Source organism: Micromonospora sp. CNZ286 (assembly GCF_014207755.1).
In genome coordinates, this window is record NZ_JACHIZ010000001.1 from 398,756 (window position 1) to 419,223 (window position 20,468).

Consider the following 20,468-nt stretch of genomic DNA (forward strand, 5'->3'; position numbering starts at 1 on the left):
GCCCGCCCGGGGGCGGGGCCTCGGCGACCTCGTACCCCGGGGGTGCCGGTGGTGCCCGCTCGGTCGGCATGGCGTCATCCGGACGGACAAAAAACCCGGCAGCCGGGTGCCCGCGAAGGGGGCCGACGCCGGCGCGGTGAACGTCACAGCCTCCCGTGTCGCAGGGACGTCCGTCGACCTGTCTGTGCCCGTCTTGCCTGTTCAGGGCCCTATCGTCCGTGCGCTTTGTGATCTTTTCTCAAGTATCGGCAACGTGGCGACCAACTAACGGCTTGATAACGGCACCTTCACGGAAAGGGCCGGTTGGTGTCACAGTGGCAGCACCTCACCCCCCGGTGTGAGGCATCTCGTCGGGCCTGCCGACCACGTGACGCCGTCTTTCGCGCCGCCGCGTGGTCGCCGACCCTGCGCGGTGTCTCGTCCAGGGTGTGGCGCCCGGCGGATCGGTACCCCTGGGGTGTCCCGAATTCCTCTGCGGTAAACCGGCGTCCTGCGGTTCGGGTCGCCGGTGGTGTCACCCCCAAAGACGTGCGTGAAACTCACGACGGAACCAGGTTAGAAAGAGGAGGCCCCTCGGAATGAGAGTCTCGAAGCGGGCGAGCGGCGCGCTCGCGGTGGGCGCGGCATTCGCGCTCGTCGCGTCCGGCTGCTCCAGCGGGAACAACGACGGTGGCGACGCCGGCGCCAGCAAGGACGGCGCCATCGTCATCGACGGCACCCAGCCGGAGAACCCCCTGGTTCCGGCGAACACCACCGAGACCGGTGGCGGCGCGATCATCGACTGGATGTGGAGCGGTCTGGTCGAGTACCCCAACAACGGTGGGGCGCCGCAGAACCTGCTCGCCGAGTCGATCGACACGAGCGACTCGAAGGTCTTCAAGGTCAAGATCAAGCAGAACACCAAGTTCCACGACGGCACCACCGTCAAGGCCGAGAGCTTCGTCAAGGCCTGGAACTGGGCTGCGTACGGCCCGAACGGCGCGCAGAACGCCTCCTTCTTCTCCGACATCCAGGGCTTCGACGAGGTCTACACCGAGGACCCGGACGGCCCGGACGGCCCGCAGAAGGCCCCGGAGCCGAAGGCCAAGGAGATGTCCGGCCTGAAGGTCGTCGACGACTGGAACTTCGAGGTCACGCTCTCCGCGCCGACCGCCGTGTTCCCGACCAAGCTCGGCTACAGCGCCTTCGTGCCGCTGCCGGACGCGTTCTTCTCGTCCACCCCGGCTGACTTCGGCAAGAAGCCGATCGGTAACGGCCCGGTCAAGCTCGTCTCCTGGCAGGACGACGTCGAGATCAAGCTGACCCGCTTCGACGACTACAGCCTGCGCGACAAGATGAAGATCAAGGACGTCACCGTCAAGATCTACCAGGACGACGTTGCCGCCTACAACGACCTGGTTTCTAACAACCTGGACTTCCAGCAGCAGGTTCCGGTCTCCGCGCTGGCCGGTGAGAAGTGGAAGACCGACCTGGCCGAGCGGGCCATGGCCTCGACGACCCCGTCGACCGGCATCATCGCCTTCCCGATCTACGACAAGCGCTTCCAGAACCCGAAGCTGCGCAAGGCGATCTCGCTGTCCATCGACCGGCAGTCGATCACCGACAAGATCTTCTTCGGTACCCGTAAGCCGGCCGACAGCTGGGCCAACCCGCTGACCCCGGGCGCCGAGCCGGGCAACTGCACCGCCTGCAAGTTCGACGTGGCCCAGGCCAAGCAGCTCCTCCAGGAGGCCGGTGGCTTCCAGGGCAAGCTGACCCTGTCGTACAACGCGGACGCCAGCCACAAGGAGTGGATGGAGGCCGTCGCCCAGCAGATCAAGACCAACCTGGGCATCGACGCTGTTGCCGTCGGCGTGCCGACCTTCGCGGTCTTCCGCGCCAACATCAACGCCTACAAGATGACCGGTGCCTACCGGGCCGGCTGGCAGCAGGACTACCCGGACGTGGAGAACTGGATCAACCCGCTCTACGTCACCGGTGGTTCCTCGAACGACGGCAAGTACAGCAACCCGCAGGTGGACGCCCTCGCCAAGGAGGCCTCCGCGGCCCCCAGCATCGAGGAGGCCCACAAGAAGTTCGCTGAGGCCGTCAAGCTCATCGACCAGGACGTCCCGTCGATGCCGATCTACTTCGGTGGCCAGCAGTCCGGCCACTCGGAGAAGATCAAGAAGCTGGAGCTGACCAACGTCGGCGAGCTCGACATCACCTCGGTCGAGCTCTGATCCGAACGGTCTGACCCCGGGTCGGGCTCGCCTACCGGTGAGCCCGACCCGGGGCCGTTCCGCGAGGGGGTGTACAACGGACCCCTCGCACGTTGTCGCCGCCGCGCCGGCTCACCCGGCGCTCCCTGTCTGGAGGACCACCCCATGGGCCGTTATCTCTTGAGACGGCTGCTGCAACTCGTGCCGGTGTTCATCGGCACGACGTTCCTGATCTACTGGCTCGTCTGGTCGGTGCCCGGTGACCCCTTCGCCGGCAAGTGCGGCGACCGCGGTTGCCCCCCGAACTACCGGGCCATGATGACCGAGAAGTACAACCTCGACGAGTCGATCTGGGTGCAGTACGCCAGCTACATGAAGAACCTTCTGCAGGGTGACTTCGGTATCACGTTCGGCGGTCGCGAGATCAGCGACATCATCGCCACGTCGTACCCGAACACCCTGAAGCTGGCGGTGGTGGCCCTCGCCATCGAGGCCGTGATCGGTCTCGGCGCCGGCATCCTGACCGGCCTGCGGCGCAACGGCTTCCTGGACAACCTGGTCCTGGTCTCCACCCTCTTCCTGATCGCCCTCCCGGTCTTCGTCATCGGCTTCGTGCTGCAGTGGCTGCTCGGCGTGAAGTGGGGCATCATCAACCCGACCGTGTCCAACGAGATGCGGTTCAGCGAACTGATCGTGCCGGGCTTCGTGCTCGGGAGCGCATCGATGGCGTACATCGCCCGGGTGGCGCGTACGAGCATCGCCGAGAACCGGCGTGCCGACTACGTCCGCACCGCGATCGCCAAGGGTCTCCCGATGCGCCGCGTGGTCGGCGTGCACCTGCTGCGCAACTCGCTCATCCCGGTGGTCACCTTGCTCGGCACCGACCTCGGCGCGCTGATGGGTGGCGCGATCGTGACGGAGGGCATCTTCGGCATCAACGGCATCGGCCGGCAGGTGCTCCGCTCGATCGTCACCAAGGAGAGCGCTACCGTTGTCGGCATCGTTGTGGTGCTGGTGCTCGTCTATCTCATCATGAACCTGGTGGTGGACCTGCTCTACGCCGCCCTCGACCCGAGGATCCGCTATGAGTGACCGCCGCAGCGTACGAAACGTCCCAGCAGTCTGCGCGGGCAACCACGCCCGTGCCGAGCGCAGCGAGGTACGGGCATGAGTGACCCGAATACCGCGTCGATCGTGTCGACGCCGCCCGCGACCATGCCCACCGAGGCGGGGTCGGGCGCGCCCACCAACGCGGGCCTGCCGGAGAGCGCGAAGCAGAACAAGCCGCGTGGCCTGCTCGGTGACGCCTGGATCGACCTGCGCCGCAAGCCGCTGTTCTGGATCTCGGCGACGATCATCCTGGTCTTCCTCGTGATGGCGGCCTTCCCGTGGCTGTTCACCTCCGGCGACGCGGTGAACGGCTCGCTGGACCGCAGCCGGGTCGAGCCGTCGTCGGCCGCCTGGTTCGGCTACGACGTGCAGGGCCGCGACGTCTACGCCCGGGTCATCTACGGCGCCCGCGCCTCGATCGTGGTGGCTGTGGTCTCCACCTTCCTGACGCTGCTGGTCGGCGGCACGATGGGCATCATCGCCGGCTACCGCGGCGGCTGGGTGGACGCGCTGCTCTCCCGCATCGCGGACATCTTCTTCGGCCTGCCGTTCGTGCTCGGCTCGATCGTCATCCTGACCACGTTCAACGGGTCCGGCACCGACAACGGCGAGTGGACGATCATGGGGCTGGTCATCCTGTCCCTGAGCGTGCTGAGCTGGCCGGTCGTGATGCGGCTGATGCGCTCCTCGGTGCTCGCCACCAAGGAGGCCGACTACATCGTCGCGGCCCGCGCGCTCGGCGCCGGCACCGGCCGGATCATCCTCAAGCACCTGCTGCCGAACTGCCTGGCCCCGCTGCTGGTCTACGGCACGATCATGGTCGGCTCGTTCATCGGCGCGGAGGCCACGCTCTCGTTCCTGGGCATCGGCCTGAGGCACCCGGTCGTCTCCTGGGGCATCATGATCAGCGAGGCGCAGAACTACATCCGGGTCTCGCCCTACCTGCTGTTCTTCCCCGCCGCGTTCCTCGTCGCCGCCGTGCTGAGCTTCGTCATGCTCGGCGAGGCGGTCCGCGAGGCCCTCGACCCGAAGCTCCGATAGGGGAACTGAGTTGTCCGACATTCTCGTGTCCGAGCAGTCCGCCCCGGGCGCCGACGGATCCGGCCGCCCCTCGGGCCGCCTGCTCGAGGTCGACGACCTTCGGGTGGAGTTCCGCACCCGGGACGGCGTCGCCAAGGTCATCAACGGAGTCACGTACCACGTCGACGCGGGGGAGACCCTCGCCGTGCTCGGCGAGTCCGGCTCCGGCAAGAGCGTCACCGCGCAGACCATCATGGGCATCCTGGACACCCCGCCCGGCTTCGTCACCGGCGGAAAGGTCCGCTTCCACGGCAAGGACATGCTCACCATGTCCCCCGAGCAGCGGCGGCGGATCCGGGGCGAGGGCATCGCCATGATCTTCCAGGACTCGCTCTCGGCCCTCAACCCGGTTTTCACAGTCGGCTTCCAGATCGCCGAGCAGTTCCGCATCCGCCGCGGCATGAGCCGCTCGGACGCCAAGAAGCGCGCGATCGAGATGCTCGACCAGGTGAAGATCCCCAACGCCAAGGGCCGGTTCAGCAACTACCCGCACCAGTTCTCCGGCGGTATGCGGCAGCGCGCCATGATCGCCATGTCGCTGGCGCTGGACCCCGAGGTGCTGATCGCCGACGAGCCCACCACCGCGCTCGACGTGACAGTGCAGGCCCAGATCATGGACCTGCTCGGCGAGCTCCAGCGGGAACGGCAGATGGGCATGATCCTGATCACCCACGACCTCGGCGTGGTCGCCGACGTCGCGGACCGGATCGCGGTCATGTACGCCGGCCGGATCGTCGAGGAAGCCGACGTCTACGACCTGTACCGCAAGCCGGCGCACCCGTACACGCTCGGCCTGCTCAACTCGATCCCGCGGATGGACGAGAAGGGGCAGGAGCTCCGCACCATCAAGGGCCTTCCGCCGAACCTGATGAACATCCCGACGGGCTGCGCGTTCAACCCGCGCTGCCCGATGGCGCAGCCGATGTGCCGGGAGAAGGTCCCGCCGCTGCTGCAACTGGGCAACGGCCGGGCCAGCGCCTGCCACTTCGCCGAGGAACTGGTGAACCGTGACTGAGAACATCATCGAGGTTCGTGACCTGGTCAAGCACTACCCCGTGACCCGGGGCGTGGTGTTCAAGAAGACCATCGGTCACGTCAAGGCGGTCGACGGCGTCTCCTTCGACCTCAAGGCCGGCGAGACGCTCGGCGTGGTCGGCGAGTCCGGCTGCGGCAAGTCGACGCTGGCCCGGGTGCTGATGAACCTGGAGAAGCCGACCGGCGGCCAGGTGCTCTACAAGGGCCAGGACATCTCCAAGCTCTCCGGTGGCGCGCTGCGGCGGCTGCGCCGGCAGATCCAGCTGGTGATGCAGGACCCGTACACCTCGCTGAACCCCCGGATGACGGTGGGTGACCTGATCGGCGAGCCGTTCGAGATCCACCCCGAGGTGGCCCCGCGCGGCAGCCGGCGCAACAAGGTCAAGGAGCTGCTCGACCTGGTCGGCCTCAACCCGGAGCACATCAACCGGTACCCGCACCAGTTCTCCGGCGGTCAGCGGCAGCGCATCGGCATCGCCCGGGCGCTGGCGCTGCGGCCCGAGGTGATCGTCTGCGACGAGCCGGTGTCGGCCCTGGACGTCTCGATCCAGGCCCAGGTGATGAACCTGCTGGAGAAGCTCCAGACCGAGTTCGGGCTGTCGTACGTCTTCATCGCCCACGACCTGTCCGTGGTGCGGCACCTCTCCGACCGGGTCGCCGTGATGTACCTGGGCAAGATGGTGGAGATCGGCACCGAGGACGAGATCTACGAGCGGCCGACCCACCCGTACACCCAGGCACTGCTGTCGGCGGTGCCGGTGCCGGACCCGACCGTACGGGAGAGCAAGGCCATCATCCGGCTCCAGGGCGACGTGCCCTCGCCGGTCAGCCCGCCCTCGGGCTGCCGGTTCCGCACCCGCTGCTGGAAGGCGCAGGACGTCTGCGCCCAGGAGATGCCGCTGCTCCAGATCCGGCCGGGCTCGGACCACCCGAGCGCCTGCCACTTCGCCGAGAAGCGGGAGATCGTCGCAACAAGCGGAACGGGACTTGCTGAACGTTCCAGTAGCTGACATAGGTGCGCGCCGCGCTTCTCCCCCCGCCAGTAGGCCGGGGGGAGAAGCGCGGCGCGCTTGCTGTTATTCTACGAGCCGGTCTTTGATGTTGCCGAGTTCTAAATCGGCCGCAGATAGAACCAGATGGTGTTGTTTCCGCTGCAGATTGCAGTTTCGCCGGAAACTTGATTGGCGTTGAAATTCGAGGCGAAGCTGACTCGCGCACCTCGGCCGAAGCTCACGGTCTTATTGATCGTCCATGTCTTGGTGTATCCGGACGTGGGTGCCTGATAGGAATGATAGTAACTGCCCACCTGGGATCCGTTGCCGTCGGTCATATATGCGCCAGCGATAGTCATCGTCCTGCCGGGCTTATAGGTGATCTTTAGGGAATGCACATAAACAGAAGTGGACGTCACCTTGGACACTGTCCACGTAGGGTATTCGCTGATCCAGTTGTTGGGATTGCAGAGCGACGGGTTTAGGGCGTAGTTGTTCCAGGTCGCCGTCGGTGCTAGTACGGTTCGCACCTCTGACACCTTCTGGGCCGTCCCGTCTGAGTAGGGCTTGTGGGCCGGTGCGGCTGTGGCCGGTTGTGCAGCCGCCAGGAGGGCCAGGGCCCCTGCGAATGCCGCAGCGATACGGATTACCTTTTGGGTTCTGGAGCTTTCCCCCGTGGGAATGCTGTAATTCGCAGCCTTCACTATACTCCTTCGATTTGTTTTCCTGGACATCCTGCTAAGGGCTAAGATGTTCAGGCCAGCGCTTCTTGCGGCGGGAGAGCGCATGTTTCCCTTCAGCGCGCCAGCCGGTGAAATTGCTGCAGGCGCGTCGTTAAGACCAACTCTGCATTGACGGGTTTGATGAGTCAATATACCGAATCTGATTCTTGAGGGTTCCTTGAGGCTGGCGAAGGTTTGAACCCATTTATGGGTGTGTCGGGGCTAGTGAACGTTTTGTGGCCATGCTGCAGGGCTAATGGGGCGCAGGAAATTCGTTCTTACCTGTGGATACAGTGCGGTTTGTCCACGATGCGAACAGCGACCGTCGAGCCTGTGGGTGGGTAGACCAACAGCGGGCTTTTCGACATGATCGCGACGGGTTTTGGCCGGGCCCGTGCCACGGTGCCTTGTCAACGGCGGCTGAAATTCAGGTGGAGCCGACAGTGCCGGATACGAGATTTCGTGGCCGGGTTGCTGGCGCCGTTGCCGGTCAAGAACAGTTGGACGATTGCGGGCACGCCGGTGGTGGCGGTCCGGGTGGGAGCAGGATCTGACTAGCCGGGCCAACTTCGTCCGTGCTGGCGCGGGACTTCGTCGTGGCTCGTCCCGGGCACACTGTCAGCGTGCGACAGAATGATCCGGCACTACCGGGAGGATTGAGAGCTGCCGGCTCGCGATTCACTTGTCGTATGCCTCAGCGGCCAGGTGCGTGCTGGTTCGCGCGCACCGCCGTCGCCCGCTACTTGCCGAATTCGTGAATCGATGGCCCCGTGCGTCCGGCTGATACCGGGGAGTTTGACAGCTTCCGCTTCGCCACGAAACTGCAACTGGCACGTCGCCTCATTGACACAGTGGCAGTCGACGAGCTGCAGTTTCGGAGGTGTCGGCGACGAGGTTTGCGGTGGCAACCCGCATCTGGCCGCCGCGCTACCGGCCAGCGGCTCGGCTACGTCCTCGCGGTCGCCTGCTCGCATCGAGTCCCGGTTGGACTCGGTGTCGTACTGGTCGGCCAGATCACCACCTGTCTGCCGACACGGGCGAGGCAGCGGCTCCCGCCGGCAATGGTTCAAGTCGCGGTATTGACACGGCGAAAAAGATCAAGAGACGCAGGTGACGCATCGCCGCCGATAGCCTCGGCTTCTCTTGCGGTGATCGTCACCGCCGTGTCGGTGTAAAACTTCGACGCCGCTGGGCACCTTCTCCACAAACGGTCACCCGTGGTCCAGTCAAGGCATGGGTCAACGGCGGCTACAGTGAGCCTTTTTCATCCTGATCTTGCAGGTCAGCGTGGGTAGGCGGGGGCCGTAGATCGATGAGGGCGAGGCTCCAGGTAAGACAGCAAATCGACCAAAACCCGATGCCCCAACACGGGAGCCTCGCCTGTGCTGTCTTACCCGTCCACGATCTCGTTGTCCAGCCGGACCCTGAACCACCTCGCTGACCGTATCCGCCACCACCGTGACCAGCGTCGATCCAGGTGGCGGCGCCTCGACGCGGGACGGCAGGCACTGCTCGCTCTGGCTCACCTGCGCAACGGTGATACCTACACCCGGCTGGCCGCCGGGTTCGCCGTCGGCGTGAGTACCGCTTGGCGGTACGTGCAGGAAGCGATAGCCCTGCTCGCGATGGCCGCGAACGACCTGGCCACCCCCATCAACCGGATCCGCCGGCTGGCGTACGCGATCCTGGATGGCACCCTGATCCCGATCGACCGGGTCGCCGACCAGCGGCCGTACTACTCGGGGAAGCACAAGCGCCACGGCGTGAACGTGCAGGTCATCGCCGACGCGGCGGGCCGCCTCGTTTGGGCTTCGCCGGCGCTGCCCGGCTCTGTCCACGACCTGACCGCGGCCCGGACCCACGGCATCATCGAGGCGCTGACCAGCGCAGAGGTGACGACCTTCGCGGACAAGGGCTATCAGGGAGCCGGCGGGAGCGTGCGCACGCCGTTCAAGCGGCGCCGCTTCCGGCCCAAGCTGTCACGCCGACAGAAGGCCGTGAACCGGGCCCACGCGAAGATCCGCGCCCGCGGCGAACGGGCGATCGCCACCCTCAAGACCTGGAAGATCCTGGTCAAGCTGCGCTGCTGCCCACGGCGGGCGACCACGATCGTGCAGGCCATCCTCGTTCTGCACCACGTCGAAGCCAACCGCTACGCAGGATGAAAAAGGCTCAGTATCCGCCGTGCGGACCAACGGTGCCCGGCTTGGCATTGACGTCGAGCGAGTGCCTTGCTACGTGGTCGGTTCACAGCGGGCCGCGGCCGGCGCGCAGCAGCAGGAGCGCGAGCTGGGTGCCGTCGGCGCCGAGTTCGGACCGGAACCGCTCCAGGATCTCCCGCTCGCGGGAGAGCACCAGCCGGGTGCCGCCGGACGCCATCCGGGTCGCGCCGACCTCCTGGGAGAGCGCTGCCCGCTCCTGCCAGAGCGCGATGAGGGTGCGGTCGATCTCGTCGATCCGCCGCCGGATCTCGCCGATCCGTTCCGCCGCCGCCGCGTCGTCGGTGCCGGTCCGGGCCGCCGCGGCGCCGGTCGGGTCGCCGCCGGCCGGCCGGTCGTGCCGCGCCAGGCTGCCGCTGGACTCCACCACGTCAGTCATCATCGTCGTCCCTCTCGGGGCTCGGGCCCGGTACCCGGATCCCGGGACGGAAAAGCCCCGGGCTCGGGGAGCCCGGGGCGTTTCGTAGGTCTGTGATCAGGCGCGACCCACGGCTGCCGGACTCCCGGTGCCGTAGTAAAAGTAGAAGCGCTGATCGAACACGTCGTCGAGTATGCCGACCATCCGGGCGGGCGCGCAAGAAGACGCACCAACAGGTGAGACGTGACGGCGTGCGCCGGGCGGCGGCGCGGGCGGGGAAGTGTCCGCCCGGCGGCATAGACTCGGGCTGCGATGCATCCTCTCTTCGACATTCCCACATCCCCGCCCGCGCCGGAGTCCCCGCCCGCGCCGGAGTCCCGGCCGACCCCGCCGCGCCGTCCCGGGGGCGCCGGGTCGGACCCGGCCGCCCTCCTCGACGGCCTGAACGGCCCCCAACGGGACGCGGTGACCCACGCCGGCTCCCCGCTGCTGATCGTGGCCGGCGCCGGGTCCGGCAAGACCCGGGTGCTGACCAACCGGATCGCCTACCTGCTCGCCGCCCGCGACGTGCACCCCGGCGAGATCATCGCGATCACGTTCACCAACAAGGCCGCCGGTGAGATGAAGGAGCGGGTGGCCGCGCTGGTCGGCCCGCGCGCCCGGCTCATGTGGGTCTCGACGTTCCACTCCGCCTGCGTACGCATCCTGCGGGCCGAGCACGAGCACGCCGGCCTGAAGTCGACGTTCTCGATCTACGACGCGGACGACTCGCGCCGGTTGATGCAGATGGTCGCCCGCGAGCTGGATCTGGACCCGAAGCGCTACCCGGCCCGGGGCCTGGCCGCCCAGGTGTCGAACCTGAAGAACGAGCTGGTCGACCCGGAGGAGTTCGCCGGCCGGGCCAAGGGGCCGAACGAGCGGGCGCTGGCCGAGGCGTACACGCTCTACCAGCGGCGGCTGCGCGAGGCGCACGCGCTGGACTTCGACGACCTGATCATGACGACTGTGCACCTGCTCCAGTCGCACCCGCACGTGGCGGAGAGCTACCGGCGCCGGTTCCGGCACGTGCTGGTGGACGAGTACCAGGACACCAACCACGCCCAGTACGTGCTGATCAAGGAACTGGTCGCCGGTACCGAGGGGATCCCGCCGGCGGAGCTGTGCGTGGTCGGTGACGCCGACCAGTCGATCTACGCGTTCCGCGGCGCGACCATCCGCAACATCCTGGAGTTCGAGCGGGACTTCACCGACGCCCGCACGATCCTGCTGGAGCAGAACTACCGCTCGACCCAGACCATCCTCAACGCCGCCAACGCGGTGATCGACCGCAACACCTCCCGCAAGCCGAAGCGGCTGTGGAGCGACGCCGGGTCCGGCGAGCAGATCGTCGGGTACGTCGCCGACACCGAGCACGCCGAGGCCGACTGGGTGGCCCGGGAGATCGACCGGCTGGTCGACGACGGCGAGACCCGCCCGGGCGACGTGGCGGTGTTCTACCGTACGAACGCCATGTCCCGTGTGTTCGAGGAGGTGTTCATCCGGGTCGGCCTGCCCTACAAGGTGGTCGGCGGGGTGCGCTTCTACGAGCGCAAGGAGGTCCGCGACGCGCTCGCGTACCTGCGCGCCGTGGTCAACGACGACGACACGGTCAGCCTGCGCCGGGTTCTCAACACCCCGCGCCGGGGCATCGGCGAGCGGGCCGAGGCGTGCGTGGAGGCGCTGAGTGCCCGGGACCGCATCTCCTTCGGCGCCGCGTTGCGCCGGGCCAAGGACGCGCCGGGCATCTCCACCCGGGCGGCGAACGGCATCGCCGAGTTCGTCGCGTTGCTCGACGCGGCGCGGGAGCTGGCCGGCACCGGCACCCCGGAGGAGGTGCTGGAGGCGGTGCTGACCCGCTCCGGCTACCTGGCCGAGCTGGAGGAGAGCCTCGACCCACAGGACGCCGGCCGGGTGGACAACCTCCAGGAACTGGTGAGCGTCGCCCGGGAGTACACCGAGCGGATCGAGGCGCTCGGCGCCGACGACGAGCGAGCCACGCTCGCCGGTTTCCTGGAGCAGGTGGCGCTCGTCGCCGACGCCGACCAGATCCCCTCCGACGACCCGGACCACCAAGGGGTGGTCACGCTGATGACGCTGCACACCGCCAAGGGCCTGGAGTTCCCGGTGGTCTTCCTGACCGGCCTGGAGGACGGCGTCTTCCCGCACCTGCGCTCGCTCGGCGACACCCGCGAGCTGGAGGAGGAGCGGCGGCTGGCGTACGTGGGCATCACCCGGGCCCGCCAGCGTCTCTACCTGTCCCGCGCGGTGACCCGGTCGGCCTGGGGCGCGCCCGCCTACAACCCGCCGTCGCGGTTCCTGGAGGAGCTGCCGCCCGAGCTGGTCCGCTGGGAGCGCACCGAGGGGTCGTACACCTCGTGGGGCGGCGGAGGCGGGGGCGTCGGCGGCCGGGCGGACCGGCTGGGCCGCAGCGGCTTCGCCGGCGGCACGCCCAAGGCGACCGAGCTGGCGAAGCGGCTGGGCGTGGACGCCAGCCGGCTGGCCACCGCGAGCGAGCTGAAGCAGGCTCCGAAGGTCGCGGTGGGCGACCGGGTCAACCACCAGCGGTACGGCCTGGGCCGGGTGCTGGCGGTGGAGGGGGCCGGGCCGGGTGCGCGGGCCCAGATCGACTTCGGCGACCAGACCATGTGGCTGGTGCTGCGGCACGCCCCGATCGACAAGCTCTGAGCGTCAGGCGGACGGACCGCAGGCGTGGCCGGGCTGGAGACCGGCCCGGCCACGCCGGTGGACCACTGCGTCAGCAGGCCACGCCGATGCCCCGGGCACGCAGGAACGGCGCCGGGTCGATCTGGTTCCACATCGCGCCCTGGTGCACCTCGAAGTGCAGGTGCGGGCCGGTGGAGTCGCCGGTGGAGCCCTCGTACCCGATGACCTGACCGGCCTTGACCGTGTCGCCGACGCCGACGGCGAGCCGGCTCTGGTGGGCGTAGTGGGTCAGGTAGCCGTTGTGGTGGTCGATGAAGACCGAGATGCCGTAGCCGTCGCCCACGTCACCGGCCTTGACCACGGTGCCCGCTGCGGCGGCGTGGATCGGCGTGCCGGCCGGCATGGCGAAGTCGATGCCGGCGTGCTGGGTGCCCCAGCGGGGCCCGTAGCACGACGTGATGTCGGCGCCCTTCATCGGGATGACCCAGGTGGGCTTCTTCGCCACTGTCGTCTTCTTCGGCTTCGGCTTGGGTTTCGCCGTCGCCGTCTTCTTCGGTGCCGGGCTGGTCGCGCTCGCGCTCGGGCTCGGCGACGGGCTGGCCGGTACAGCGGACGGGGTGACCGGCTCGCGGGCCGAACGGTCGGCGCGGTCGGCGTCGTCGGCGCGGGCCGCTACGCCGAGGTCGACGGCGGCCGGCGTCGGGTCGGACGGGGCGGTGGTGACGACCACGCCGCCGATGCCGAGGCCGAGCAGGGCCACCGCGCCGGTGACCACGTAAACGGTGCGCCGGGCGCGGCGCGGGCGCCGGTGCCGGGCGGGAGCGTTGTCCGGGGTGGGGCTGCTGTGCTGCACGGGATCCTTCATCGGTTCGAGGGGCACGTGACCTCGAAATACTGGTGTCGGTGCAGGTCGCAGCGGGTATCGGGGGTGCGGAGGCGGTGGCCCGCGCCGCCACCGCGCGTCCGGTTTCGGACCGGCCGGCCGGTTCGGTCGAAGAGACGATCATTCGGCGATGTGCTCCCACTCACACCGGCCGGTGTGACGTGGCAGACATCGGCACAGACGAAACCGCCCGGACCGTGCGGTCCGGGCGGTGACGGGGCGGTACGGAGCGTCAGGACGCGGCTACGTCGCTGTAAACTGCCTCGACTTCGAGCTGAATGTCCACTCCGCGATCCTTGAGGAACGCCACCGGGTCCTGCGGCTGGCCCTTGACATGGATCTCCAGGTGCAGGTGGGAGCCGTAGGAGTGGCCGGTGTTGCCGACCAGGCCGAGCTGGTCGCCGGCCTTCACCTCCTGGCCCTCCTTGACCGTCACCGCGGAGGAGTGGCCGTAGATGGCCTCGCTGCCGTCGGAGTGCTGGACGATGACGGCGTAGCCGTAGCCGCCGAACCAGCCGGCCTTGGTGACGGTGCCGGCGTGGACCGCCTTGTAGGGCGTGCCCTCCGGGGCGACCAGGTCGATGCCGGTGTGCAGCTTGCCCCACCGCATGCCGTAGGGGGACTTGAAGTCGTAGCCGTGCAGCGGCAGGAGCCACGGGTCCTGCTCGGCGGCCTTGCTGTCGGAGCGGTCGGCACGGGACGGGCGCTCCGCGCTGTCGGCGCGGGCGGCGGCGTCCTGGCTGGCGACCGAGGCCTGCCGGAGCTCGTCGAGGACCGACGGGCTGACGCTCTTGGCGTCGGGGAGGGCGTTCGCGCCGATGGCGACGATGCCGGCGCCGACGAAGGCGGTGGTGACCACCGCGGCGTAGCGGCTCCGCGGGGGGGTGGGTACGCGGCGGCGGCCGCGATAGCGATCGGGCTCAGACGACAGGCGCTGGCGCACGCACACCCTCCGTTGTCGGGGATCCGATGCGACTCCGGACCGTTCGGTGAAGCTCGGTCGAACCTCCGGTGCCGCGTCGTCACCCGTCCGTGGACCTGATGACAACCGTGGACACGTTAGCCAACCGCCACTCCTGTCACAAGCCGAAGCGCCGAAATGCTGATTCGTTATGTCCAATTCCATCCGACCTTGTCATAGCTCGTGCCGCCGGTCGGATGGTATGTCGACTGCCCATTCGTCGCGGACAGTGACCGAACGGCGGAGGTGTCCGGCTTTCCGCGTACCCGGGTGGGCGGTAGTGGGGCGGCTCGTATGTGGGAAGGTCCGGCCCGGCTTCCCGCCTCCGGTCCGGCCGGGTTACCGTTCGTTCAGGTCAGGAGTGCCGGTGAAAGGTGTGCGCAGATGAGCTCTCGTATCCGGGTCGTCGTCGCGAAGCCCGGCCTGGACGGCCACGACCGGGGGGCGAAGGTGGTCGCCCGCGCCCTGCGTGACGCGGGCATGGAGGTCATCTACACCGGCCTGCACCAGACGCCCGAGCAGATCGTCGAGACCGCCATCCAGGAGGACGCGGACGCGGTCGGCCTGTCGGTGCTCTCGGGCGCGCACATGACGCTGTTCAAGCGCGTCGTCGAACTGCTCACCGAGCGGGACGCCACCGACATCGTGGTGTTCGGCGGCGGCATCATCCCCGAGGCCGACATCCCGGAGCTGGAGCGGCTCGGCGTCGCGAAGATCTTCACCCCGGGCGCCACCACCGGCTCGATCGTCGAGTGGGTGCGGGAGAACGTCGCCCAGCCGGTCGGCTGACCCCGCCCGGTTCCCGGCCCCTGCGTGCCCGGCCCCCGCGTTTCCGGCTCCGGGCACGGGGGGAGGGGCCGGACGCACCCCTCACACGCCCGGCCCCTCTATGCACGATGCCCCGCCGCCACCCCTCGACCGACAGGGCATCGGCCGCTCCCGTCGCCGCGCTTGACCAGCGCGCCGACATCACACTCAACGACGCCCCCGACGGGCGGTTACGCCCGGGCCCGGACATCCCCCGGACGGCTGACGCCCCCGTGCGCCGGGGCCTCAGTGATCGGCCCGGCCGAGCCCGGTCTGTGCATTACCGCACACCCCGCACCCGCTCGGTTGCCGCCCGTTCCCATCTCGTTAGGCTGCGGCAAATGGCCTGTCTCATCTGATGACAGGCGTCAAACTGATTTTCCGAAGCTGGTGGCGGCGCGACGGCGCGCCGCGGAGACGGGACGGGACGCGCAATCGTGGACCTGTACGAGTACCAGGGGCGGGACCTGTTCGAGCGGCACGGCTTGCCCGTGCTCGCCGGCGGCGTCGCCACTACCCCGGAGGAGGCCCGCGCGATCGCCGAACGCCTCGGCGGCCGGGTGGTCGTCAAGGCGCAGGTGAAGGTCGGTGGCCGCGGCAAGGCCGGCGGCGTGAAGCTGGCCGAGGGCGCGGAGGAGACGGTGGCTCGGGCCACCGACATCCTCGGCATGGACATCAAGGGTCACACCGTCCACAAGGTCATGATCACCGTGACCGCGGACGTGGCCGAGGAGTACTACTTCTCGTACCTGCTCGACCGGGCGAACCGCACCTTCCTCTGCATCGCCAGCGTGGCCGGCGGTATGGACATCGAGCAGGTCGCGGCCGAGACCCCGGAGCGGGTCGTGAAGGCGCCGATCGACGCCAACACCGGCGTGGACGAGGCCAAGGCGCGCGAGATCGTCACCGCGGCCGGCTTCCCGGCCGAGATCGCCGACCAGGTGGTCGAGGTCGCGGTCAAGCTGTGGCAGGCGTTCGTGGCCGAGGACGCCACGCTCGTCGAGGTGAACCCGCTGGCCACGACCAAGGACGGCAAGCTGCTGCTCCTGGACGCCAAGGTCACCCTGGACGAGAACGCCGGGTTCCGGCACCCGGACCACGAGGCCCTGGTCGACCAGGCGTCGGTGGACCCGCTGGAGCAGGCCGCGAAGGCCAAGGACCTCAACTACGTCAAGCTCGACGGCGAGGTCGGCATCATCGGCAACGGCGCGGGCCTGGTCATGTCCACGCTCGACGTGGTCGCGTACGCGGGCGAGCGGCACGGCGGCGTCAAGCCGGCCAACTTCCTCGACATCGGCGGCGGCGCGAGCGCCGAGGTGATGGCGAACGGCCTGGAGATCGTCCTGTCCGACCCGTCGGTCAAGAGCGTCTTCGTCAACGTCTTCGGCGGCATCACCGCCTGTGACGCGGTCGCCAACGGCATCGTGCAGGCGCTGGCGCTGCTGGAGCAGCGCGGCGAGAAGGCCACCAAGCCGCTCGTCGTGCGCCTCGACGGCAACAACGCCGAGGCCGGCCGGGCGATCCTCGACGGCGCGGCCAACCCGCTGATCCAGCGGGTCGACACCATGGACGGCGCGGCCGAGCGGGCCGCCGAGCTGGCAGCTGCGGGGGTCTGACAATGGCTATCTGGCTGACCAAGGACTCCAAGGTCATCGTGCAGGGGATGACCGGTTCCGAGGGCTCCAAGCACACCCGGCGGATGCTCGCCGCCGGCACCAACGTGGTCGGCGGCGTGAACCCGCGCAAGGCCGGCACGACCGTCGACTTCGACGGCACCGAGCTGCCCGTCTTCGCCTCCGTCGCGGACGCGATGAAGGAGACCGGCGCGGACGTCACCGTCATCTTCGTGCCGCCGCAGTTCACCAAGGCCGCCGTGGTCGAGGCGATCGACGCCGGCATCGACCTGGCCGTGGTGATCACCGAGGGCGTGCCGGTGCACGACACCGCCGCGTTCTGGGCGTACAACCGGGCCCAGGGCGAGCGCACCCGGATCATCGGCCCGAACTGCCCGGGCATCGCCTCGCCGGGCGCGTCGAACGCCGGCATCATCCCGGCCGACATCACCGGCTCCGGCCGGATCGGCCTGGTCAGCAAGAGCGGCACGCTGACCTACCAGATGATGTACGAGCTGCGCGACATCGGCTTCTCCACCTGCGTCGGCATCGGCGGTGACCCGATCATCGGCACCACCCACATCGACGCCCTGGCCGCCTTCGAGGCGGACCCGGAGACCGACGCGATCGTCATGATCGGTGAGATCGGCGGCGACGCCGAGGAGCGGGCGGCCGAGTTCATCAAGGCCAACGTCACCAAGCCGGTGGTCGGCTACATCGCCGGCTTCACCGCCCCGCCCGGCAAGACCATGGGCCACGCCGGCGCGATCATCTCGGGCTCGGCGGGCACCGCCGACGCCAAGAAGGCGGCGCTGGAGGCGGTGGGCGTCAAGGTCGGCAAGACCCCGACCGAGACCGCCAACCTGATGCGGGAGATCATGTCCGGCCGCTGAGCGGCCGAGCGACGTGTCGAGGGGGCCGACCGGGGAACCGGTCGGCCCCCTCGCGTTCAGCGATACCAGTACGGGTAGTACGAGTTGCCCCGGGCGCGCACGATGGCGCTGGCGACGATGTTGATCACGCCGAACGCGATGGCCAGCCAGCCGAGCAACTGCGACCGGCCGTTGCGCCGGGCGTCGCGGATCGACAGCGCGCCGAAGACGATGCCCAGGATCCCGCAGCAGAGCAGGCCGAAGACGATGCCGAGGACGCCCCAGAGCGTGGTCCGGTCCCGGCCGACGGCCGGTGGCGGCGGGGGCGGCGGATACGGAGCGTGCACGGCTTCCTCCGAGCGGTCGGCGCCGCGACGGGAACGGTCGCGTCTGAGGCCGAGGCTAGACCGGATCACCACCGCGGGACCGGGGTTCGGCGAACTCGCCACGCTGCCGACCCGGTATCGGACTGCCGTCCTTCCCGCGGCGTGCCAGAGTAGACACGATGTCACGCGTCACCCCTGACCAGCCCCGCCGTCCGGCCACCGGTCCCCCCGCCGGCGCCCGGCCGCCCGGCCGTGCCCGCCCGGCCGCGCGGGTGCCCGCACCCCGATCGGGTGAGGAGCCCCGCAGCCGGGCCCCGCTGCCGGTCGCCGCCGGGGTGGCCGCGCTCTGGGCGGCGCTGACCTCCTGGCTGCCGGTGTCCGCCGTGCTGGGCCTCGCCCAGCTCAGCGAGGACGCCGGATCGTTCGGCGGCGCGTTGCGCGCCGGCCTGGCCGGCTGGCTGCTCGGGCACGGGGTGCCGTTGCAGACCACCGCCGGGCCGCTCGGCCTGGCGCCGCTCGCGCTCAGCGCGCTCGCCGTCTGGCGGCTCACCCGCGCCGGGGTGCACGTCAGCCGGGCCGTCGGCGCGCGCGGGGCCGGCTCACCCCGCCAGGCGCTCACCGTCGCGGTCGCCGTCGGCATCGGGTACGCGCTGCTCGGCGCACTCGCCGCGTTCGCTGTCGACGCGGGCGGCCTGCGGGTCTCCCCGGTCACCGCCGCGCTCACGTTCGCCGCGTTCGGCGTACCCGCCGCCCTGGTCGGCGCGCTGCGCACCACAGGTGTCTGGGCGCTGCTGGCCGAGCGCTGCCCACCGCCGGTGCGCGACGGTCTGCGTACCGGACTGGTGGCGGCGCTGCTGCTGTGCGGCGCGGGTGCCGGTGCGGCCGGGCTGGCGGTGGCCACCGGTGGCGGCGACGCGGCCGACATGATCGGGGCGTACCGGACCGGGGTGGCCGGTCAGGCGGGCATCACACTGGTCAGCCTCGCCTACGCGCCGAACGCGACCGCCTGGTCGGCGAGCTACCTGCTCGGCCCTGGGTTCGCGGTCGGCACCGACACCGCCGTCCGCACGAGTGAGGTCTCCGTGGGCGCGCTGCCGGCCGTACCGCTGCTGGCGGGCCTGCCGCGCGGCCCGATGGACGGGCTCGGTGGCGCGCTGCTGGCCGTGCCGGTGCTGGCCGCGATGGCGGCCGGCTGGCTGCTGGCCCGGCGGCTGCTGCGCGCGGCGGCCGAGGAACGCACCGAGGTGGGCTGGCCGGCGCTGCTGCTGCCGGCCGCGCTCGCCGGACCGGTCGCGGGCGCGCTGCTGGGGCTGTTCGCGGCGGCCTCCGGCGGGTCGCTCGGCGGTGGCCGGCTGGCCGAGGTCGGGCCGTCACCGTGGGCGGTGGCCGCGGTGGCCACGCTCGTGATCGGAGTGGGCGCGGTGCTCGGCGCCGCCGCCACCCGCACGCTGACCCGCCCGACCCCTCCGCCCCGCGCCACCCCGGCTCCCCGCTGACCTCGCGGCGCGGCTCGGGAACGCGAGAGGGGCGCCCACCGGATGGTGGACGCCCCTCGTCGGACGCCGGTCAGGCGCCGAAGTTGTTCATGTTGATCGCCGCGCCCGCGATGGCGCTGACGATGCCGACGACCACGCCGACGGCACCGCAGATCAGGGCGGCCCGGGCCTGGCCGGCGTTGCTGGCCTCACCGGCCTGGACCTTCTTCTGGCCCAGCACGCCGAGGACGACGGCGACGATGCCGGCCGGGACGCCCAGCAGCGGGCAGCACAGGCCGAGCACGATCGACGCGATGCCGACGATCATGCCGGCCAGGCCCATGGTGTTGTTCTGGCCCTGGCCCTGCCCCGGCCCGCTGGGGTAGCCGGCGGCCGGGTACTGCGGCGCGGCGCCGTACGGCTGCTGCTGCGCGTACGGGTCCTGGCCGTAGGCGGGCTGACCCGACGTGGGCTGGCCGTACGGCTGGCCCGAGGTCGGCTGCTGGCCGTACTGCGGCTGCTGCCCGTACGGGGGCTGCTGGCCGTACTGCGGGGCCTGCGGCGGCTGCGCGTACGGGTCGTGCGGCTGCGCGTTCGGATCCTGGTTCGGCTGCTGGCCGTACGGGTCCTGTCCGGGGTAACCGGGCTGCATGTCTGGTGCTCCTCAGATCGGTTCGGGTTGTCGGTCAGTTGCTGCCGCTGTTGCCGGCGAGACCAGCAAGGCCGCCGAGGAGGCAACATCCCACCACGATGATGCCGATCCAGATCAGGCCGACGATGAGGGCCCACTTGGACCACTTCTTGGACTCGGCGGCGGCGGCTTGGGCGCCCGCGTAGTCACCCTGCTGGATCAGCGGGTTGACCTTCGACGCGTTGATGATGGCCGGGATCGCGAGCGGCCAGAACAGGAAGATCGCGACGATGGACATCGTCATGTTGTTGTCGATCTGCTGCGGCTGCTGCGGGGGGTATCCGGGCTGCATGCGAAGTACTCCTCGGTCCGGTGGCACGCGGCGTGCCGGGTTCACTGGGGGTGCGGGCCGGGCACGGGGCCGGACACCGGGCGACCGGCAGCGTACCGCGATCACGCCACCGGGGAGGTCACCCGATG

18 protein-coding genes are annotated in these 20,468 nt (G+C 69.6%); 11 read left to right on the plus strand and 7 right to left on the minus strand.

The genetic code is table 11. The annotated features are described in order from the left end of the window. The first annotated feature begins 578 nt into the window (after nucleotides 1-578). From FHX31_RS02000 to FHX31_RS02020, 5 genes are all read left to right on the plus strand, one after another. Nucleotides 579-2,222 carry a peptide ABC transporter substrate-binding protein gene (locus tag FHX31_RS02000; protein WP_184974830.1) on the plus strand — a complete coding sequence of 548 codons (1,644 nt, stop codon included), beginning with the start codon at nucleotides 579-581 and terminating at the stop codon, nucleotides 2,220-2,222. Between the two features lie 144 nt (nucleotides 2,223-2,366). Then, nucleotides 2,367-3,293: an ABC transporter permease gene (locus FHX31_RS02005; protein ID WP_013288523.1), complete on the plus strand. Its 927-nt coding sequence runs from the start codon at nucleotides 2,367-2,369 to the stop codon at nucleotides 3,291-3,293. 75 nt (nucleotides 3,294-3,368) lie between these two features. Further along, nucleotides 3,369-4,352, plus strand: a complete 984-nt coding sequence (locus FHX31_RS02010) for an ABC transporter permease (protein ID WP_013473632.1) — start codon at nucleotides 3,369-3,371, stop codon at nucleotides 4,350-4,352. A gap of 25 nt (nucleotides 4,353-4,377) precedes the next feature. After that, nucleotides 4,378-5,406 (plus strand): ABC transporter ATP-binding protein, encoded by a 1,029-nt coding sequence (locus FHX31_RS02015; protein WP_013473631.1) that lies wholly within the window; start codon nucleotides 4,378-4,380, stop codon nucleotides 5,404-5,406. After that, nucleotides 5,399-6,436 (plus strand): ABC transporter ATP-binding protein, encoded by a 1,038-nt coding sequence (locus FHX31_RS02020; protein WP_184974833.1) that lies wholly within the window; start codon nucleotides 5,399-5,401, stop codon nucleotides 6,434-6,436. Before FHX31_RS02015 ends, FHX31_RS02020 begins: the two co-directional genes overlap by 8 nt. 101 nt (nucleotides 6,437-6,537) lie before the next feature. Here the strand turns inward: FHX31_RS02020 and FHX31_RS02025 are convergent, their stop codons facing one another. Beyond that, nucleotides 6,538-7,122 carry a hypothetical protein gene (locus FHX31_RS02025; protein ID WP_184974836.1) on the minus strand — a complete coding sequence of 195 codons (585 nt, stop codon included), beginning with the start codon at nucleotides 7,120-7,122 and terminating at the stop codon, nucleotides 6,538-6,540. A gap of 1,400 nt (nucleotides 7,123-8,522) precedes the next feature. Here FHX31_RS02025 and FHX31_RS02030 point away from each other — a divergent pair. Then, nucleotides 8,523-9,305 (plus strand): IS5/IS1182 family transposase, encoded by a 783-nt coding sequence (locus tag FHX31_RS02030; protein ID WP_013473820.1) that lies wholly within the window; start codon nucleotides 8,523-8,525, stop codon nucleotides 9,303-9,305. A gap of 82 nt (nucleotides 9,306-9,387) precedes the next feature. Here FHX31_RS02030 and FHX31_RS02035 read toward each other — a convergent pair whose 3' ends face one another. Beyond that, nucleotides 9,388-9,741 carry a chorismate mutase gene (locus tag FHX31_RS02035; RefSeq protein ID WP_013288519.1) on the minus strand — a complete coding sequence of 118 codons (354 nt, stop codon included), beginning with the start codon at nucleotides 9,739-9,741 and terminating at the stop codon, nucleotides 9,388-9,390. Between the two features lie 288 nt (nucleotides 9,742-10,029). Here FHX31_RS02035 and pcrA point away from each other — a divergent pair, with 288 nt between their 5' ends. Next, nucleotides 10,030-12,441, plus strand: a complete 2,412-nt coding sequence (pcrA, locus tag FHX31_RS02040) for a DNA helicase PcrA (RefSeq protein WP_184974839.1) — start codon at nucleotides 10,030-10,032, stop codon at nucleotides 12,439-12,441. 70 nt (nucleotides 12,442-12,511) lie between these two features. Here the strand turns inward: pcrA and FHX31_RS02045 are convergent, their stop codons facing one another. Together FHX31_RS02045 and FHX31_RS02050 are read right to left on the minus strand one after the other, a co-directional pair. Next, nucleotides 12,512-13,285 (minus strand): M23 family metallopeptidase, encoded by a 774-nt coding sequence (locus tag FHX31_RS02045; protein ID WP_013473628.1) that lies wholly within the window; start codon nucleotides 13,283-13,285, stop codon nucleotides 12,512-12,514. A gap of 250 nt (nucleotides 13,286-13,535) precedes the next feature. Beyond that, entirely contained in the window at nucleotides 13,536-14,246 is a 711-nt protein-coding gene (locus tag FHX31_RS02050; RefSeq protein WP_013288516.1) for a M23 family metallopeptidase, read from the minus strand. Nucleotides 14,247-14,648: 402 nt separating this feature from the next. Between FHX31_RS02050 and icmB the strand changes: the two genes are divergently transcribed. The 3 genes from icmB to sucD all read left to right on the plus strand — a co-directional run bounded on the left by icmB (nucleotide 14,649) and on the right by sucD (nucleotide 17,577). Beyond that, nucleotides 14,649-15,053 (plus strand): coenzyme B12-dependent isobutyryl CoA mutase small subunit, encoded by a 405-nt coding sequence (icmB, locus tag FHX31_RS02055; RefSeq protein ID WP_013288515.1) that lies wholly within the window; start codon nucleotides 14,649-14,651, stop codon nucleotides 15,051-15,053. A 455-nt stretch (nucleotides 15,054-15,508) separates the two neighbouring features. Further along, nucleotides 15,509-16,687 carry an ADP-forming succinate--CoA ligase subunit beta gene (gene sucC, locus FHX31_RS02060; RefSeq protein ID WP_013288514.1) on the plus strand — a complete coding sequence of 393 codons (1,179 nt, stop codon included), beginning with the start codon at nucleotides 15,509-15,511 and terminating at the stop codon, nucleotides 16,685-16,687. Between the two features lie 2 nt (nucleotides 16,688-16,689). After that, entirely contained in the window at nucleotides 16,690-17,577 is an 888-nt protein-coding gene (gene sucD / locus FHX31_RS02065) for a succinate--CoA ligase subunit alpha (RefSeq protein WP_013288513.1), read from the plus strand. Nucleotides 17,578-17,633: 56 nt separating this feature from the next. Here sucD and FHX31_RS02070 read toward each other — a convergent pair whose 3' ends face one another. Beyond that, on the minus strand, nucleotides 17,634-17,903 hold the full coding sequence (locus FHX31_RS02070) for a hypothetical protein (RefSeq protein WP_013288512.1): 270 nt from the start codon (nucleotides 17,901-17,903) through the stop codon (nucleotides 17,634-17,636). 158 nt (nucleotides 17,904-18,061) lie between these two features. Here FHX31_RS02070 and FHX31_RS02075 point away from each other — a divergent pair, with 158 nt between their 5' ends. Further along, a complete protein-coding gene (locus FHX31_RS02075) occupies nucleotides 18,062-19,378 on the plus strand; it encodes a cell division protein PerM (protein WP_184974842.1) in 1,317 nt (438 codons plus the stop codon). A gap of 70 nt (nucleotides 19,379-19,448) precedes the next feature. Here FHX31_RS02075 and FHX31_RS02080 read toward each other — a convergent pair whose 3' ends face one another. Both FHX31_RS02080 and FHX31_RS02085 read right to left on the minus strand, forming a co-directional pair. Then, nucleotides 19,449-20,009 (minus strand): DUF4190 domain-containing protein, encoded by a 561-nt coding sequence (locus FHX31_RS02080; RefSeq protein ID WP_013473625.1) that lies wholly within the window; start codon nucleotides 20,007-20,009, stop codon nucleotides 19,449-19,451. Nucleotides 20,010-20,043: 34 nt separating this feature from the next. After that, entirely contained in the window at nucleotides 20,044-20,340 is a 297-nt protein-coding gene (locus FHX31_RS02085) for a CD225/dispanin family protein (RefSeq protein ID WP_013288509.1), read from the minus strand. Nucleotides 20,341-20,468: the final 128 nt, after the last annotated feature.

Bases quoted from the DNA above. Each gene is read 5' to 3' on its own strand.
- FHX31_RS02000 (WP_184974830.1), top strand. From the start codon at position 579: ATGAGAGTCTCGAAGCGGGCGAGCGGCGCGCTCGCGGTGGGCGCGGCA.
- sucD (WP_013288513.1), top strand. From the start codon at position 16,690: ATGGCTATCTGGCTGACCAAGGACTCCAAGGTCATCGTGCAGGGGATG.
- pcrA (WP_184974839.1), top strand. From the start codon at position 10,030: ATGCATCCTCTCTTCGACATTCCCACATCCCCGCCCGCGCCGGAGTCC.
- FHX31_RS02035 (WP_013288519.1), bottom strand. From the start codon at position 9,741: ATGATGACTGACGTGGTGGAGTCCAGCGGCAGCCTGGCGCGGCACGAC.
- FHX31_RS02080 (WP_013473625.1), bottom strand. From the start codon at position 20,009: ATGCAGCCCGGTTACCCCGGACAGGACCCGTACGGCCAGCAGCCGAAC.
- FHX31_RS02045 (WP_013473628.1), bottom strand. From the start codon at position 13,285: ATGAAGGATCCCGTGCAGCACAGCAGCCCCACCCCGGACAACGCTCCC.
- FHX31_RS02005 (WP_013288523.1), top strand. From the start codon at position 2,367: ATGGGCCGTTATCTCTTGAGACGGCTGCTGCAACTCGTGCCGGTGTTC.
- FHX31_RS02010 (WP_013473632.1), top strand. From the start codon at position 3,369: ATGAGTGACCCGAATACCGCGTCGATCGTGTCGACGCCGCCCGCGACC.
- icmB (WP_013288515.1), top strand. From the start codon at position 14,649: ATGAGCTCTCGTATCCGGGTCGTCGTCGCGAAGCCCGGCCTGGACGGC.
- FHX31_RS02085 (WP_013288509.1), bottom strand. From the start codon at position 20,340: ATGCAGCCCGGATACCCCCCGCAGCAGCCGCAGCAGATCGACAACAAC.
- FHX31_RS02075 (WP_184974842.1), top strand. From the start codon at position 18,062: ATGTCACGCGTCACCCCTGACCAGCCCCGCCGTCCGGCCACCGGTCCC.